The organism is Geodermatophilus sabuli (assembly GCF_900215145.1).
Lineage (GTDB): Bacteria > Actinomycetota > Actinomycetes > Mycobacteriales > Geodermatophilaceae > Geodermatophilus > Geodermatophilus sabuli.
Genome location: NZ_OBDO01000001.1, coordinates 412,304 through 429,080 on the forward strand (window position 1 = coordinate 412,304; position 16,777 = coordinate 429,080).

Consider the following 16,777-nt stretch of genomic DNA (forward strand, 5'->3'; position numbering starts at 1 on the left):
GTGAGCAACCGCGGTCCACGTGGAGATCGACGAGAAGGAGTACCGAAGAACTACGACACCTACTTCCAGGGTGCCGTGAGATGGATCCGTAGCAGACGTCTGCTCCGTTGACCTCAAAGGAGATGGTTCGAGTGACAGTCCTGGACGACTACCGCGAGAAGTACGAGCACTTCGTGTTCAATCGCGACAAGAACGGCATCCTCGAGATGCGGCTCCATTCCGATGGTGACTCTCTCCAGCTCTTCGTGCCGCAGCATCGTGAATTGACTCGCGCCTTCCGTGACATCGCCCTGGATCGCGAGAACCGAGTCGTCCTGATCACGGGGACCGGCGACGAGTTCATCGGTCCGCAGCCGACGGCCGACAGTGGGCAGATCATGACCGTGATCCCTGAATTCGCCCAGGAGTACTCGGTCTGGGAACAGGACGCCTGGACGGATCACCGCGAGTTGGTCAACGCCCTGCTGGACATCCAGGTCCCGGTGGTGGCGGCAGTGCAGGGTCCTGCTCGGCGCCACTGCGAGATCCCGCTGTTCTCCGACATCATCATCGCCTCGGACACTGCGTCGTTCGAGGACTCGGGGCACTTCCAGTTCGAGGACATGGCACCGGGCGACGGTTCTCACATCTGGACGACCATGCTGCTCGGGATCAACCGTGCGCGCGCCTACATGCTCACCGGCGAGGTCATCTCCGCCGAGGAGGCTCTTCGCTGGGGCCTCGTCAAGGAGGTTCTCCCTCAGGACCAGGTGCTCGAGCGCGCTCGCGAGATCGCGGAGAAGATCGCCGAGAAGTCAGACACGACGCTTCGTTTCACCCGTGCCCTGATGGTCCAGCCCCTCAAGAAGCAGGTGCTCGAACTCCTGGGACTCGGACTGGCCTACGAGGCGTTCGGCGCCCTCGGCAAGCGGGCCTGACAGCCGGCGCCGGCCACCTACGTCCCACCTGCCGCGAGCCCCGAGGGACCTGCGGGACCTGGGTCCGATCGGCTCGTGGACGTCGAGGAGGCCTCGGTGCCACGAGGCGGCCCGGCGCACGGTGCAGCTGCCGTGCGCCGGGCCGCTCTCGTCGGGCGGTCCGCGGAGGAGTTCCTCCGGAGCTGCCACACGACCCGGCCCGGCACGGCCAGCGGGGTCGCGAGCGGCACTCACGCCCGTGTCCAGCACGGGGCGATCGAAGCCTCCTCTGACGGCAGGGGAGCTCCAGCAGACCGGAGACAGCCAGGAGGCATGTCCGCATGAACGACTCCGCAGCATCTACCCCGACCAGCATCGACCCCCTCTTCGACATCTCTGACAAGGTCGCGATCGTCACCGGGGCGAGCTCTGGTCTCGGTCGACAGTTCGCCACGGCGCTGGCCCGACGTGGGGCCTACGTCGTGGCCGTGGCGCGGCGCAGTGACCCGCTCAAGGCGCTGGCCGACGAACATCCCGGACGCATCCTGGCGGTGTCGGCCGACGTGACGAAGGACGACCAGGTCCAGGACGTCGTCGACCGCGCTGTGGAATGGCGCGGCGCCATCGACATCGTGGTCAACAACGCCGGCATCACCTCGATCCAGCCGGCCGAGGACGAGGACGCCGCGACCTTCAGCAGGGTGGTGGACGTGAACCTGGTCGCGCTCTACCGCCTGTGCCATCTCGCTGGTCGCCGCATGCTGGAACAAGGCCAGGGAACGATCATCAACATCGCTTCCATCAACGGACTGGTGGCCAGTTGGTCGATCCCCGAGGCCGGCTACTGCGCCAGCAAGGGTGCGGTCATCAGTCTGACGCGCGAACTCGCCGCTCAGTGGGCTGATCGCGGCGTCCGGGTCAATGCGCTGGCACCCGGCTACTTCCGGAGCGAGCTCACGGAGGAACTGTTCACCAGCAGCGCCGGCGAGCGCCGGTTCCGCCGCATGCCGATGCGGCGGGGAGGACGTGAAGACGAACTCAACGGCGCCCTGGTGTTCCTCGCCAGCAACGCGTCGTCGTACATGACGGGGCAGACGCTCGTCATCGACGGCGGTTGGACCTCAGTGTGACGCCAGACCCGGCGCACATGATGCCCCGACAGCGGCTGCCCCGGTTTGGCTGTTCCCTGTCTGTGCGGCCGCGGCCGCACAGACAGGGGACCAGGATCGTGCCGAGCTGCTCTCACCGCCTTGCCGCGGACGTGATCGCCGTGGTGGCACGCGCCGGCGTCGGCATCTGACAGTGCCCGGGATTCGGAGATCCCCGAAACGCCCGCCGCCGTCACCGGAGATCGCTGACCGAGACGATGACCTCGCGCCACCAACCCCGAGGGATCGAGGCGGTGGAGCCGCTGGCAGAGGTCGGCGCAACTGCGGCTGCTCCGCCGGCGCCACCTGCGCCGCAGGAGATGTCGCGGTCCTGCACCGGCGACGCCCTACTTCACCTGCGAGGTCCGCCCATGCCGATGTAGCCGCTGGTCGTGGCCCCGCCACCGAAGGCGCCCCGCGGCGGCCATCTTCCAGCTGCTGGCCTGCTCCGAACGGATCCGCTGCGCTCGGCGCAAGCGGACTCGGATCGACCGACGGACTGCGGCCTGGACCACGGCAAGGGCAGTGCCGGCAGTCTCGTGGTCGCGGACATCGCCGTCGGCCACGCGATGGACGTCCCGAAGGGCGTCCCTGGCACGTTGATGGATCACGTGCAGCGTCGTACCGACAACGATGCACGTGAGCTCGCGGAGGACCCAAGCCCCAGCGTCGGTGAGCCCTGTGCCTCCCACCCGGGAGGAAACTGGGACACGCCGTTCTGGGGGCCGTGCCCAGCGATCACCATCCCCGCCCGCGAACGGCAGTACCGCGAGCCCTCCTCGTGCCTGGCCGGCCGCCGCGTTCCGAACGCGCCGGCGCCCAGACGTCCACCTCGCGCCCTGCCCTCGGCTCGATCCGTGGAACGTCCGAAGCCGACCGTTCTCCATCACGACCGGGCCACCGACGTGGCCCGGTGACAGCGCGGATCGTCGCCCGTGCCTGCTACTTGATGCCCAATCCGGCGTCTACAGGCAGGGTGACGCCGGTGATGTAGCGCCCTTCGTCGGAGGCCAAGAAGAGAACGGCGTTGCTGATGTCGATGGAATCCACCCAGGGAATGGGCAACGCGTTCATCCCCTTCGCGATGTCCGCGAATCGTTCGCGTGTCGGGTGCTCGACATCCGGCTGGAAGAGGCGGTACATCGCTTCGTGCTGCAGCATCGGGGTGTCGACGTTGGTCGGGTGGATGCTGTTGACCCTGATGCCTTCGGAGGCCAGCTCCAAGGCACAGGCCCTCATCAGGCCCACTACTCCGTGCTTGGACGAGACGTAGTGCGCCAGGCCGGGGTAAGCCTTCAAGCCGGCCCCAGAGCTGGTGATGATGATCGAGCCGCCTCTGCCCCCTTCCCGCACGTGGGGGATTGCGCACTTCAACGTGCGCCAGACACCCGTGAGGTTGATGTCGATCATGTCTTGCCAACTCTGCTCGGACAGCTGTTCGCAGGGGCCGAACGACGTTATCCCCGCATTCGCGACGACGATGTCGAGCCGGCCGAACTGAGCAACCCCCTCACTCAGCGCGGCAGTCAGCGCGTCGGGGTCCCGCACATCAGCCGTGGTCGCGAAGACACGACGATCCAGCTTCTCGACCTCCCGGACGGTCTCGGCCAGATCGGCCGCAGTCGCGCCCGCGTAGGGTGCGGATTCGACCGAGGCGCACAGGTCGACGGCGATGATGTCGGCACCTTCCTCGGCCAGACGGATCGCGTGACTTCGGCCCTGACCGCGAGCTGCCCCCGTGATGAATGCGACCTTCCCCTCGACCCGTCCAGCCATGTCGTTCCTCCACTCAACTCGTCGTCCGACCTGACCGGGAGGGCGAACAGGCCGCCGCTCCCAGTACACGGTCGTCGCCATGGACCCGAGCGGGCCAGGGCGGCGATCTCACCTGCGGGGCCGGTCACTCGTCGCGGACCCGGTTCGCGCAACGAGGCGCCGGACCCCAGGGCTGGTCCAGGTCGCGCCTCGTCATGGGTAGGTCGGGCACGGGCGGGTCACGCCCTATCGCCCGAGGATCCCGCTGTTGATACTGACATAGATCGTCCAGATCGACAAGGTCCGCGAGGGCGGCACGTTCGGTGAATGGCTACGCGCCGGATCGAGGCTGCGTCGGACGTCGTGCGCTCGCTGGGACAGCGTCTCGACGGACGTCTCGGGTCAGTACACCCGGGCCTCGGAGCTGCTGGTGGCTCGGTAGCGAGCGGCCTGTCGATACGCCCCCGGAGGCATGCCCCTCCATCGCTTGAAGGCGACCGTGAAGCTCGCTGAGTCCTGGTAGCCGAGCATGCGGGAGATCCGCGAGACCGAGTGGTCCGTGTTCGACAGCAGACCGGAGGCGAGGTCACACAGGACCTGGTCCCGCAACTGGCCGAAGTCGTGACCTGTGAGCCCGAGTTTGCGTTGCAGGGTGCGGGGGGAGATCCGCAGTGTCGCAGCGACATTTGCCAGCTTGCGGTTGTGCTCGGGCGCTGCCCGGACCGCTCTCGCGACGGTGTCCGGCCAGTCGCCGGTCGCTCTGAAGGAGTCGAGGATCTCGGTGTCCGCCTTCACCCAGGCCGCGTGCTGGAAGGCATTGCCGAAGGGCAGTTCGTGCGTCGATGTCGCGGGGTCCCACCACAGCTGCAGCGTCTCGGAGCCGCAGTTGATGGGGCATGAGACGTAGGCCGAGACCTCGGGGGAGACGTCTGGGAGCGGGAAGTCGACACGGGTGAAGGGGAAGGTGCCGCCGTACAGCCACGCGAAGGATCGGGACGTGACGAAGAGCTCCCGGTAGACGCTGAACGGGATCAACTCCTCCGGGGCGTCGGGGTACGTGTACTGGATCCCTGTGAGCGTGCCATCCGCTGTCTGCAGTGGCGTGATCTCGAGGAGCCCAGGGGCGTAGTCAGCTGCGCTGGCAGCCTCGACCCACGCCGCAATGGTCGGCGCAGTCGCGAGCGCCATGCCGCGCACAGCGATGGTGCTCGTGGTGTAGGCGCGCGCGGCTCTCACCCAGAGATCGGGCCGCTCACGTGTGAGAGCGGCGAACTGGAGCTGGAAGGCCAGTTCCTTCTCTGCCGGGATGGCGCCTCCCGGACGATCCACTGCGTCGGGGTCGAGGTCCGCATTCGCGAGCGCGGTCCGCCAGTCGAGGCCCGCCTCCGCGAGCAGCCGGCACAGCGTGTGAACGCTGAAGTTCGCCACGCGCAGGTTCTGGTACGAGTTCAGCTTCACTGCTGCGTCCTCTCACGGCCGACGTCCGGCGATGGTCCGCAGTGCTCAACGACCCCTCGAGGTTGCGTCGGCTGCCCTCGGGAAGGAGTTGGCCGGCCGTGGGGTGTTGGTGAGTTCGACGCGGCCCTCGCGCCTCAGCGGGACATGTGCAGCCGACCGCCGGGAAACGCAAGGCCGGGACGCATCCCTCTCCTCCTGTTGAGGTGACGTGCCCCGCTACCTCGGTCGTGGCGAGTCACGGTTGCTGCGGACTTGTGAAGTCCCGCCAACAGCTTGGCATCCTACGCCACGCGCAGCACTGATGACGCCCTGTCGCACTTTGTCGCCCAGTTGGCGTCGGATCACGTATCTATCTGACGGGAATCGTCACTAATCTGACGGGGCGACTGTGACCCAGAACACTGACGCAGTGGAGCCGCAGCAGATCCGGTGAGGTGTCCCGACGCACGAGATCGCGTCGACATCGCCACCGCGATCGGCCGCAACCGGTAGGCGGATCGCCTCGCCATGAAGGCGGCGAGGCCCGATGCGGGGGACAGGCTCGACCAGCCACCCTCGCGGCCCCCAGTGGACAGCCGCGCGATCGGACCTGACCCAGCTGCCATGCGGCACCCCCCACCTCGAGGACCTGGAGACAATCTGATGACCTCCCTGGAAGCGACCAAGAACGACCCGCCCCGTGAGTTCGTCGCGGATCACACCGTCGAGCGTGCCCAGCTCCCCATCGTGGGCGGCCCGAACAAGGTCAAGTTCGCCATCTTCGGCGCGAACGTGACCACCGGGCAGGGAGGCCTCAACTTCGCCGAGAACACGATCAAGCTCGGCAACTGGGCCGAGATCCGGAACCTCGCGCAGAAGGCGGACAGGTATGGCGTGGAGGGGTTCATCCCGATCGCCCGTTGGCGGTCGCTCGCGGGTCCCGACCGGCCGTGGGGCGGCCAGCACGAGACGTTCACCTGGGCGGCGGGTCTGGCGGCAGCGACGGAGAACATCCAGATCTTCGCCACGTGCCACGTCCCGTTCGTGCACCCGCTCATGGCGGCCAAGATGGCGTCGACGGTCGACCACATCAGCGGTGGGCGCATGGGCCTGAACGCCGTCGCCGGCTACTACGAGCCGGAGTACCGGATGTTCGGGCTCGACCTCCCCGAGCACGACGCGCGCTACAGGGTCGCCGAAGAGTGGATGACGATCGTCGAGAAGCTCTGGACGCACCAGGGCGACGAGTACGAGTTCGACTTCCACGGCGACTTCTACAACCTGGAGGGCGCGCAGGCGTATCCCCAGCCCGTCCAGTCGCCCTCACCCGTGGTGATGAGTGCCGGCTCCAGCCCGGCGGGCCAGAAGTTCGCGTTCGAGCACGCCAACATCCTCTTCGCTGCCATCCCCGACGTGGCCAACAGCGCGACGACCACTCCCAAGTTGCGAGCGAACGCAGATGAGGCAGGCAGGGAGGATCTCGCCCTCTGGGCCGGTGTCCACATCATCTGCAAGGACACCGAGAAGGAGGCCCTCGACTACGTGAAGTACGTCGAGGAGAACGCGGACTGGGAGAGCGCCGTCCTCTACAAGGAGATCCTCACCAGCGGAGACACGCGCAGCTTCAACTGGACCGAGTGGAGCAAGAACAGCTCGGACAGCTACAAGGACGACCCCTTCGTCAAGGCCCTTGTGCGGGCTGCACTCGTTCCCCTGGTGGGCACACCGGAGATGATCGTCGAGGGGCTGCAGAAGCTGTCCGACTCGGGGATCCAGGGGGTCTGCACGGGGCTGGTCGACTACGACGAGGGCCTGGACCGCCTGCACGAGCAGATCTTCCCGTTGATGCGCAGCGCCGGACTCCGCGCCTGACACCGGACGCCGTGCGGTCGGCGGCTGTGTCCGGCCGGAGCCCACACAGTGCTCGGCCGCAGGGATTCAAGCCACACAGGTTCTCGACGAGGGAGACGAGGCAGATGTCTTTTCCGGACCCCAAGGAATTCCGCCTGGTGGTCGCGGCGACCAACGACTCAGGTGAGAGCGACTTCCTGGAGGTCGACGGTCCCGCCATCATCGACATGCCGGGCGTAGCCGACGGAGCGTTCTACTGGGCCGTCGAGGGTGGGCACAGCAAGGAGAACTTCGGTCGACCGCCCGCGCGGGTGGAACTGGCGGGCCCGAACGGTTCGACATTCGGGGTGAACAGCTTCCCGGCCCGCTCGGCAGGGAACACCGGCGATGTCGATCAGTTCGAGAGCATGACCAGCACCGGGCATGACGGCGATCCCGCGATGCACGCGAGCGACACCATCGACTACGAGGTGGTCATCTCGGGCAAGGTGGATCTCGAACTCCCCGGCGGGAAGAAGCGGACCCTGCGACCGGGCGACCTGCTCGTCATGGCCGGCGTTCCCCATGCCTGGAAGAACCCCTACGACGAGGACTGCGTCTACATCGTCGTGACGATCGGCTTCAACCACGCACAGTCCGGCGCCTAGGCGCCACGACTGGACTTCTCGCATTCGGCACAACGAGACAGAGGAAGACCCATGCACGAGTTCGCCGATCACGGCACGACGAAGGGGTGTCCATCATGAGCGTGAGCTCTCCCGGTGCGGCGCTGCGCGACATCTTCCAGCGGCCCGAGACGGTGGTCATGCCGTTCGGCTCGTTGCCGCTCCACGCCCAGATGGCCCAGCATGCGGGGTTCGAGGCGTTCGAGCTCTCGGGTGGGATGTCGGCGTGGTGGGCCGAAGGGGCCTCAGACACGGGCTGGCTGACCTTGACCGAGGTGGTGGCGCACGCGAAGCGCGTGGCGCGAAGCGTCGACATCCCCGTCTACTGCGACGCCGACACGGGTTTCGGCGCCCCGATCAACGTCCAGCGAACAGTCGCCGAGTTCATCGATGCCGGCGTCGCCGGAATCCACATCGAGGACCAGCGGGAGCCCAAGAAGTCAGGTGGGACGACGGGCATCGAGCTCGTGTCCGACGCGGAGGCGATCGGGCGACTCAATGCAGCCGTCGAAGCTCGTGATCGCGAGGACGCTGACTTCGTGATCGTCGCGCGGACCGACGGTTTCGGTGCTGCCGGGGGAAGTGTCGACGAGGCGATCCGCCGCGCGCAGCTCTACCGCGCCGAGACGGGAGTCGATGCGATCTTCTTCGAGGGGTTCCACACCTGGGAGCAGGCCGATCTCGCGCTGAAAGAGACGCCTGGGCCGAGCTACGTGATGGCGTACAACCTCATCGGGAACCGGTCGCTCGCCGAGCTGACCGCGGCGGGTCAGGCCATCGACGCAGTGCCGTTCGTGCTACCCGGCGTCCATGAGGTCTGGCGCTTGCTCCTGGACATCAAGGAAGCGGGGGACGGCACTCCGTTGGGGGCGTACATCCAGCACATGAACGAGGCGAAGGGCACGGCCTACGACTTGGGTTGGGGTTCTCAGCTCGGGCGGCCGTCGGCAGATTACGTGCGCGAGACGGAGGAGAAGTACCTCCCTGCTGAGTCGCGACGCGACTACGTGAACACACCGAATGCCTGATGCCCTGCGCCCTGTGGCGCGTGCCGCGAGGACCGGGACGCGTGAGCAGTGCTCCGAATCGGCCGACGAGGTTCTTCCGGTGCGTGGGCGAGAGGCGCAAGCGACGGTCCGGACGGCGGGGTCCGTCCGTTCGCCCCCGCGAGAGGATGAGCATCCGTGACGCAGATCAAGGTGACCGGTCTCGGGGACGACCCGATGGTCGTGCGCCACGCGTTCGCACAGTTCCCGTCAGGTGTCGCGGTGCTCGCGGTGGACATCGACGGCGGAAAGCACGCGCTCGTCGCGTCGTCGTTCATGGTGGGCGTGTCGCTCGATCCGTGTCTCAGCGCGGTCGCGGTGCAGAAGACCTCCGAGACATGGGAACTCATCAAGGATGCCGACTCGCTCGGCGTGTCGATACTGGCCAGGGGACAGAGCGATCTGACCCGCAAACTCGCGAGCAAGAACCGCGCTGCACGTTTCGAGCAGGTCGCGATCGAGGTCGGTGGCCAAGGCGCCGTCTTCATCGATGACGCAGCACTGTGGCTCGACTGCTCGATCTACGAGGTCTCTGAGGCCGGCGACCACTGGATGGTCCTGCTCGAGGTCAAGAAGCTCGGCGTCGGCGAGAACGAGCCGCTCATCTGGCACGGTGCGAAGTTCCGCGAACTCGTCGACGCTCAGTCGATCGATGTCGAGTAGTCGACCGAGTCGGATGTGAAGGCGCGCTCTGTGGGCGTGCAGGACCTGGCGCCGGGACGTCAACGGGCGCGGGGTCGACCGCAACGCGATCTGCACCGTCCGTGCTGGCCGGTGCTACCTGGGCCGCGGCTTTCCGCGCGATGAGTCTTCGCTGCGCGAGTCGGTGCTGCAGGTCCTGACTGCCTCGGCGGCGGTCCTGGGTCGCGCTGCCGCCGCATCTTCGTCAGGGCGCGTAACGACAACAGGGAGTGTGGGACGTGACGAGGTTCGACAGTATCGAGCGGGCGGTCGCCGACATCGCTGCCGGCAAGGCCGTGGTGGTGGTCGACGACGAGGATCGCGAGAACGAGGGCGATCTGATCTTCGCCGCCGAGAAGGCGACCCCCGAACTCGTGGCATTCGTGGTTCGCTACACGTCCGGCTATCTGTGCGTGCCGCTGGCTGGCGACGACTGTGACCGCCTCGGTCTGCCTCCGATGGTCGCCTCCAACGAGGACGCGCGCGGTACCGCGTACACGGTGACCGTCGATGCTCGTGAAGGCATCGGAACAGGGATCTCCGCATCTGACCGAGCCGTGACGATGCGACTGCTCGCCGATCCCGACTCCGCTGTCGACGACTTCACTCGGCCCGGCCACGTGGTACCCCTGCGCGCGAGGGAGGGAGGCGTACTGCGCCGGGCGGGTCACACGGAAGCTGCCGTCGATCTCGCCCGGATGGCAGGCCTCCGTCCGGCGGGCGTCATCTGCGAGATCGTCAGCCAGGAGGACGTGAGCGCGATGGCCCGGACCGATGAGCTCCGGGTCTTCGCTGACGTCCACGGCCTGGCCATGATCGCGATCGCCGATCTCATCACGTGGCGCCGCACGCACGAGAAGCACGTCGTGCCTGTTGCCGATGCGCGGATTCCGACCGCCCACGGCACGTTCCGAGCAGTCGGTTACCGGAGCCTGTATGACGAGGGCGAGCATGTCGCCCTCGTGTACGGAGACATCGCCGGACCGGATGGCAACGGCAGCGACGTCCTCGTCCGCGTGCACTCCGAATGCCTCACCGGTGACGTGTTCGGATCGCTCCGCTGCGACTGCGGGCCCCAACTCGACGCCGCCCTCGAGATGATCGCGCAGGAAGGCCGGGGAGTTCTCCTGTACATGCGCGGTCACGAGGGTCGCGGCATCGGCCTCCTGAACAAGCTGCAGGCATACCAGTTGCAGGACGCAGGGTCCGACACCGTCGACGCCAATCTGCACCTCGGCTTGCCCGCGGACGCACGCGACTACGGAATCGGGGCGCAGATCCTGGTCGACCTGGGGATCTCCACGATCCGACTGCTGACGAACAACCCCGCCAAACGCACCGGGCTCGACAAGTACGGACTGCGCGTCACGGAACGGGTACCGATGCCGTTGCGCGTCAACGCCGAGAACTACGTCTATCTGCGCACCAAACGCGATCGTATGGGCCACGACCTGAGCGGCCTCGACGAAGACCCCTCAGGACACCTGGCCCCTTCGCGTTCCTCGGGTGAACCGCCGATCGAACTCGTCGATCCAGTGCGCCGAGTCGGCCAGCACGGTCGAACTGTCCTGGCGGGGTCAAGATAGACGTGCGGACCAATCGAACTCGTACGGGCGTGTAGTCCTCGACGACTGCAGCGAACGACCCGGTCCCCGAGGCACGAGCACCGACGTTCAGCGGAGGCAGGAGAGGCGTGGGCGCGACCATGCGATCCGATGGATCAGTGGCGGCGACCGCAGCCCCTTCGACGGTGTGTCACAGCACCAGGCGGACCGGGCTCGCGGCCTACCTGGCCGCCAGCGGCGGTCGAGGGACGCCGACGTCTCGCCCGCGGCACACGTGGTCGTACCTGACGGGTAGACGCTCGTCGAAGACGGTGGTTTGGGGCAGCGGGGTGCCGGCCGACCGCCGGACGGAAGGTGCGGACCCCGGTGAACCGCGACGTCACGGGTCTGCAGCCGTGAGCACATCCACGCCGGGAGTGCCTGCTCCCGGGCCTGGTCAGGCTCTGGGGAACTCTCAGTGGCCTGGGCACGAGAAGCTGTCGACAACGCACTGCTCGGCGCACGGGCACTACCGTCTCCCGACCGCCACGCTGCTGTGGAGCACCGAGCGCCGTGCCGGGAAGTTCCCGGTTCCGCCCCCGCTCTTGCGGAAACAGATGACGGGCGCAATAGTGACAATTACCGTCCAGATCTAGGCGGCTCCAGTCAACTCAGGGCCGGACCTGCCCCGTAGGGCCTCATCCCACGAGCACGGAGGTTGGAACATGCAGTTGTCCCTCGAGGGGAGAGTTGCCCTGGTGACCGGGTCCGGCCAGGGCATCGGAGCCGCAATCGCCGCTCAACTGGCACACGCGGGAGCTCACGTGGCCGTCTGTGACCTGCAGCCCGACCGAGCAGATGGCGTGGCGCGGGATCTGTCGGCGCAGGGTCTTCGCGCCCGAGCATTCACCTGCGACGTCACCTCACCAGAGGCGGTGGCGTCCCTGACGCGCACCGTCACAGCTGCCGTCGGTCCTATCGACATCGTGGTGAACAACGTGGGCTGGGCGGGCGACGACCCGTTCGTCTCACTGAGTGACGAGCAGATCCGGCGCCTCGTGGACGTCAACCTCATGTCGACGATGTTCGTGTGCCGCGACGTCGGCGCCACCATGATCGAACGTCGCGCCGGGCGGATCATCAACATCGCCAGTGATGCCGGGCGGGTCGGTAGTGGGGGGCAGGCGGTCTATGCCGCCACAAAGGGTGCAGTCATCGCCCTCACCAAGTCACTGGCCCGAGAGTGGGCCAAGCACGGTGTCACCGCGAACTGCGTCTCTCCTGGGATCACCGACACGCCGCTGTGGGGCGAGACCTCCGAGCGGATCAAGTCTCTCTTGCTGGCGGCCGTCCCGCTCAAACGAGTCGGCCAACCCGCAGACATCGCCTATGCCGTCACCTTCCTGGCCTCTGAAGAGGCCAGCTACATCACCGGTCAAGTCCTCAGCGTCAGCGGCGGCCTGAGCATGGTCGACTGACATCCGGCCCGACACACTTCGTCGCTGAAGCCAGCGGAAGAGTGGACGTCCTCGATGCCAGGGTCACGGTCGGAAACCGAGTCTCCGCCGAGGGGTGCAGGCCGCAGGAGAGTGCGACGTAGACGGCAGCCGGATCCGGTCGACACGTAGATGACGTCCGTGGCCCAGTCAGGGTCGGGCTACGTCGCGGAATGGCTGCGGTTGTCCACGTCGCCGTGTACGGCGAGCATCCTCTTCGCCGGGCTCGGTGGCGAGGAGTAACGACCGTTGGCTGGACCGTTCCTGTGCGGCGGCCCAGCAATGCCGGCGCAGAAGGCGAAGACCACCCCTCCTTGCTCGTGGCCCGTGTGCCTATGCCTTCTCGTCTCCAGCATCAGCTTCGGCATCAACACTGGTGATGCTCCGCGACCGACTCGCCGGACCACGCCGTCCAGTCGAACGAGCAGTCGCTTGACCCACGTGCACGCCGGAGGAGTCGACATCCCGATACCCCACGCCGCGTAGCACCGTGTCCACGAGTTGCTTCAGGTAGCTCTCGGTGTAGGCCTTCTCGGCCAGTCCCGGAGGGGTGCTCCGGACGTGGGTGGTGATGGCGCCTGCGACGAGATCGGCGATGAGGGTCGGTGTGATCCCGGGGTCGATCTCCCCTCGCTCGACCGCTCGCCGGACGAGGGCTCGCGTGGAGCGGATGTAGTCCGGATAGTCGAGCTCGCCGATGACCGCAGCCAACTCCTCGTTGGATCGCCGGTCCATCACCAGCCGACTGATCATCGAACCTTCGACGCTCTGTACGAACGCCATCCACTGTCTGGCGAACTCCCGGAGGTCGAGCTCGAGGTTGCCGAGGTTGATGTTCCCCACGGATGGTGCGGCTGAGCGAACGGCGTCGACCAGCAGTGCTGCCTTGTTGGGCCAGCGCAGGTAGAGCGAGCCCTTGCCGACACCCGCTCGTCGTGCGACCTCGTCAACCGTGAAGCCGCTCCATCCACGATCGCCGTACACCTGCCTGGCGGCGTCCAGAACTCGCTCGTCGAGGTCAGGCTCCCGTGGTCGTCCGACCGCCCGCGGCGATGAGGTCATGGCGCTTACCATAACGCGACTCGCAGTGGGACCGAGGCCGTCTGCCCGGTTGTGTGCGCAGCCCCAGGTGCGTGGGGTAGATTTCTGATGGACATCGTCCAAAATCGCGCTCATGCTGGCACGCTCAGCCGACCTGAGTGACCCACGCGGAATCCACCTGGCGAGAGGAAGTCCCATGGCGAACCCGAACGATCCCGAGCCCAGCCCTCTCGAGGTCCGGCAGGTCGACGGAGTCCTCACCCTGACCATGAACAGGCCGGCGGTGAAGAACGCCCTGGATGCCACTCAGTGGCGTCGCCTTGCTTCGGCACTCGGCGACGCGGCGTACGACACCAGCGTGCGTGCGGTGGTCCTCACGGGTGCCAACGGCGTGTTCTCCTCCGGGGGTCAGCTGGGGGCCGACGGTCCCGCCCATCCGTTGGACCGTATGCGGATCATCTCGGAGGCGGCGGTGACCCTCCACGACTTCCCGAAGCCGACGATCGCCAAGGTGCCGGGCCCGGCGATCGGCGGTGGTTGGAACCTCGCGTTGTGCTGTGACTTCGTCATCTGCTCGAGCAATGCCACCTTCGCGCAGGTCTTCCCCCGGCGGGGGCTGTCCCTCGATGTCGGCGGGTCGTGGCTCCTCCCTCGCCTGATCGGGATGCAGAAGGCAAAGCTGCTGACGATGACCGGCGATGTCCTGAGCGCGGCGGAGGTGGAACAGCTGGGACTGGCCACCCGGGTGGTGGAGCCGGAGGACCTCGATTCCGTTGTCGAGTCGCTCGCCGAGCGTCTGGCAGCCGGTCCGCCGACCGCCCTGTCCTTGACGAAGTCGCTCCTGCACCGGGCGGCCACCACCGACTTCGCCAGCAGCCTCGAGGCGGAGGCGGTGGCGCAGGCGGTGAACTTCGCCAGTGAGGACATCCGGATCGGTCTGGAGGCGTTCAAGGCCAGGACGGCGCCGTCGTTCACGGGTCGTTGGCGTTTCGAGTAGGTCCCGGGGTGGCTGTTCGGTCCGACCGTCGAGCCCGGGTTCTCGCCGGGTTCCTAATCTGGACGATGTGTGTCAGTATGGTGGGCGTCACGTTGTGGCGGGCCGGGCCCCGGTGAGCTGAGGCATTCCCCGCGGGGGGCGGTCGCCGGGGGCGGGTGCTGCGGCGCGGGTGTGCCGTCGTGTCGGGGCCCGACGTGGTGGCTGGTCTTGTGGTGGCGGTCGCGATGACCTCGAAGGAGCTGCTGGCGATGTATGAGCGGTATCAGACGATGGGGTTCGAGCTGTCCGGCAGTGGTGTGCTGACGGTGACGTTTCTGCGGGCGGACAAGCTGAATGCGATCGACGCGGAGTTCCATCGTGAGTTGTCGACGGTGTTCGCCGACATCGGGATGGATCGTCGGGTGCGGGCGGTGGTGCTGACCGGTGCGGGGCGGGCGTTCTGTGCCGGGGGTGATCTGGAGTGGATCGCCGGGGAGACGCCGGTGACCCGGGAGACCACGTTCTTCGAGGCCAAGAAGATCGTCGATGATCTGCTGAACGTGCCGCAGCCGGTGATCGCCGCGGTCAACGGTGCCGCGGCCGGTTATGGCTTCACGATGGCGTTGATGAGTGATTTCAGCATCGTGGCCGAGGACGCCCGGTTGTCCGATCCGCATGTCGTGATCGGCCTGGTGGCCGGCGACGGCGGAGCGATGATGTGGCCGATCCTGGTGGGGATGGCGCGGGCCAAGCGGCATCTGCTCACCGGGGATCCGGTGGTGGGCAGCGTGGCCGCGGAGTGGGGTCTGGTCACCGAGGCGTGTCCGGCCGGTGAGGTGCTGCCGCGGGCGTTGGCGCTGGCCGAGCGGATGGCGGCGTCCCCGCAGGTGGCGGTGCAGGGCACGAAGAAGGCGCTGAACGCCATCTTGCACATGCTCTCCAGCCTGACGTTGGATCTCGGGTTCCAGGCCGAGCGGCTGTCGGCGGTGTCGGAGGACCACCAGCGCCTGCTCGCCGAGGCGCGGGAGGCCCGGGCCCGCCGGCGCGCGTCGGCGGCGGTCCCGCAGTGAACCCGCTCCAGGCCACGTCCACACCCGGACTCATGATGGACGTCGACCTGAACGACCTCCCGCGCTTGGACACCGCCGTCGAGGTCATCGCTGTCGATGGCGAGTACTCCCGTCGTGGGGAGAGATCGAGCGCAGCAACTGGGTCGCGATGAGCAGCTGCCCTCTCTTCTGAGTGACTTGAACCCAGTCGATCTCCGGACCCGCGCCAGCGAGAACCGGAAACCGGTGCTGCCTGCGCGACGCAGAACGAGGCCTCCCATGAGGAAGCGCCCGACCGTCTCCGAACGTCCGTCCTGAGTCCGACAGCAGTGAGGCAACCATGACAACCGGAGAGGGCACCGACTTGCACACCCAGGCAGTGCTGACCCAGCAGCGCGGCAATGTCCTGCTGATCACCATCAACCGGCCACGAGCCCGCAACTGCGTCAACCGGGTCGTCGCCGAGGCCATCGGCGAGGCACTCGAGACCGCCGAGACCGATCCAACCGTGCGGGTGATCGTCTTGACCGGTGCCGGCGACAGGGCGTTCTGCGCCGGAGCGGATCTGAAGGCGCTGGCCAATGGGGAAGACGTCAACCCCGAGGGCCCCCGCGCGCACTGGGGTTTTGCCGGGTACGTCAACCACCCGGTCAGCAAGCCCACCATCGCCGCGGTCAACGGGTTCGCGCTCGGTGGCGGCACGGAACTGGCGCTGGCCAGTGACCTGGTCGTCGCAGCGGACACGGCCGAGTTCGGTCTGCCCGAGGTGCGGCGCGGTCTGGTGGCGGCCGGCGGTGGTGCGTTCCGACTGGCGCAGCAGATCCCGCGGAAAGTCGCCTTGGAGATGGTGTTCACCGGTGCAGCCATCTCGGCCTCCCGGGCCCTCGCCCTGGGGTTGGTGAGTCGCGTCGTTCCGCAGTGTCAGGTCCTCTCGGCGGCACTCGAACTGGCCGAGGTCATCGCCGCGAACGCGCCGCTGGCGGTGCAGGCCACCAAGCGCATCGCCGGCGGGATCACCGACGGTGCCGTCGAGCGTGATCACGCCGACTGGGCTCTCAACTGGGCCGAGGCGGGACACGTGCGGCGCTCGCAGGACTACCAGGAAGGTGTTCGGGCCTTCGCCGAGAAGCGGACACCGAATTGGACAGGTCGATGAGGCGGAGACGTCGTAGTGCGCGATCGCCGGTCATCG

General features: G+C 67.2%; 14 protein-coding genes. 11 read left to right on the forward strand and 3 right to left on the reverse strand.

The annotated features are described in order from the left end of the window. Positions 1-131: 131 nt before the first annotated feature. Both CRP39_RS02035 and CRP39_RS02040 read left to right on the forward strand, forming a co-directional pair. Positions 132-917 carry an enoyl-CoA hydratase/isomerase family protein gene (locus tag CRP39_RS02035; protein ID WP_172442252.1) on the forward strand — a complete coding sequence of 262 codons (786 nt, stop codon included), beginning with the start codon at positions 132-134 and terminating at the stop codon, positions 915-917. Between the two features lie 320 nt (positions 918-1,237). After that, positions 1,238-2,026: an SDR family NAD(P)-dependent oxidoreductase gene (locus CRP39_RS02040; RefSeq protein WP_097203902.1), complete on the forward strand. Its 789-nt coding sequence runs from the start codon at positions 1,238-1,240 to the stop codon at positions 2,024-2,026. Positions 2,027-2,986: 960 nt separating this feature from the next. Here the strand turns inward: CRP39_RS02040 and CRP39_RS02050 are convergent. Continuing rightward, a complete protein-coding gene (locus tag CRP39_RS02050; protein WP_097203906.1) occupies positions 2,987-3,820 on the reverse strand; it encodes a mycofactocin-coupled SDR family oxidoreductase in 834 nt (277 codons plus the stop codon). Positions 3,821-4,201: 381 nt separating this feature from the next. Then, the gene (locus CRP39_RS02055; RefSeq protein WP_097203908.1) at positions 4,202-5,257 is read right to left on the reverse strand and encodes an AraC family transcriptional regulator; all 1,056 of its coding nucleotides are present in this window, start codon (positions 5,255-5,257) and stop codon (positions 4,202-4,204) included. A gap of 642 nt (positions 5,258-5,899) precedes the next feature. Between CRP39_RS02055 and CRP39_RS02060 the strand changes: the two genes are divergently transcribed. From CRP39_RS02060 to CRP39_RS02085, 6 genes are all read left to right on the forward strand, one after another. After that, complete coding sequence (locus tag CRP39_RS02060; RefSeq protein ID WP_172442253.1) at positions 5,900-7,108, forward strand: LLM class flavin-dependent oxidoreductase; 1,209 nt, start codon at positions 5,900-5,902, stop codon at positions 7,106-7,108. 104 nt (positions 7,109-7,212) lie between these two features. Then, positions 7,213-7,734: a cupin domain-containing protein gene (locus CRP39_RS02065; protein WP_097203911.1), complete on the forward strand. Its 522-nt coding sequence runs from the start codon at positions 7,213-7,215 to the stop codon at positions 7,732-7,734. 95 nt (positions 7,735-7,829) lie between these two features. Then, a complete protein-coding gene (locus CRP39_RS02070) occupies positions 7,830-8,780 on the forward strand; it encodes an isocitrate lyase/PEP mutase family protein (protein ID WP_245853600.1) in 951 nt (316 codons plus the stop codon). A 156-nt stretch (positions 8,781-8,936) separates the two neighbouring features. After that, positions 8,937-9,461, forward strand: a complete 525-nt coding sequence (locus CRP39_RS02075) for a flavin reductase family protein (RefSeq protein WP_216359574.1) — start codon at positions 8,937-8,939, stop codon at positions 9,459-9,461. A gap of 257 nt (positions 9,462-9,718) precedes the next feature. After that, entirely contained in the window at positions 9,719-11,065 is a 1,347-nt protein-coding gene (locus CRP39_RS02080; RefSeq protein ID WP_097205070.1) for a bifunctional 3,4-dihydroxy-2-butanone-4-phosphate synthase/GTP cyclohydrolase II, read from the forward strand. Positions 11,066-11,748: 683 nt separating this feature from the next. Continuing rightward, positions 11,749-12,501 (forward strand): SDR family NAD(P)-dependent oxidoreductase, encoded by a 753-nt coding sequence (locus tag CRP39_RS02085; protein WP_097203915.1) that lies wholly within the window; start codon positions 11,749-11,751, stop codon positions 12,499-12,501. 351 nt (positions 12,502-12,852) lie between these two features. Here CRP39_RS02085 and CRP39_RS26290 read toward each other — a convergent pair whose 3' ends face one another. Beyond that, the gene (locus tag CRP39_RS26290; protein WP_172442254.1) at positions 12,853-13,581 is read right to left on the reverse strand and encodes a TetR/AcrR family transcriptional regulator; all 729 of its coding nucleotides are present in this window, start codon (positions 13,579-13,581) and stop codon (positions 12,853-12,855) included. A 175-nt stretch (positions 13,582-13,756) separates the two neighbouring features. Between CRP39_RS26290 and CRP39_RS02100 the strand changes: the two genes are divergently transcribed. The 3 genes from CRP39_RS02100 to CRP39_RS02110 all read left to right on the forward strand — a co-directional run bounded on the left by CRP39_RS02100 (position 13,757) and on the right by CRP39_RS02110 (position 16,741). Next, positions 13,757-14,557 (forward strand): enoyl-CoA hydratase/isomerase family protein, encoded by an 801-nt coding sequence (locus CRP39_RS02100; protein WP_097203917.1) that lies wholly within the window; start codon positions 13,757-13,759, stop codon positions 14,555-14,557. Positions 14,558-14,736: 179 nt separating this feature from the next. Next, entirely contained in the window at positions 14,737-15,606 is an 870-nt protein-coding gene (locus CRP39_RS02105) for an enoyl-CoA hydratase-related protein (protein WP_143426521.1), read from the forward strand. A gap of 319 nt (positions 15,607-15,925) precedes the next feature. After that, the gene (locus CRP39_RS02110; RefSeq protein ID WP_097203919.1) at positions 15,926-16,741 is read left to right on the forward strand and encodes a crotonase/enoyl-CoA hydratase family protein; all 816 of its coding nucleotides are present in this window, start codon (positions 15,926-15,928) and stop codon (positions 16,739-16,741) included. Positions 16,742-16,777: the final 36 nt, after the last annotated feature.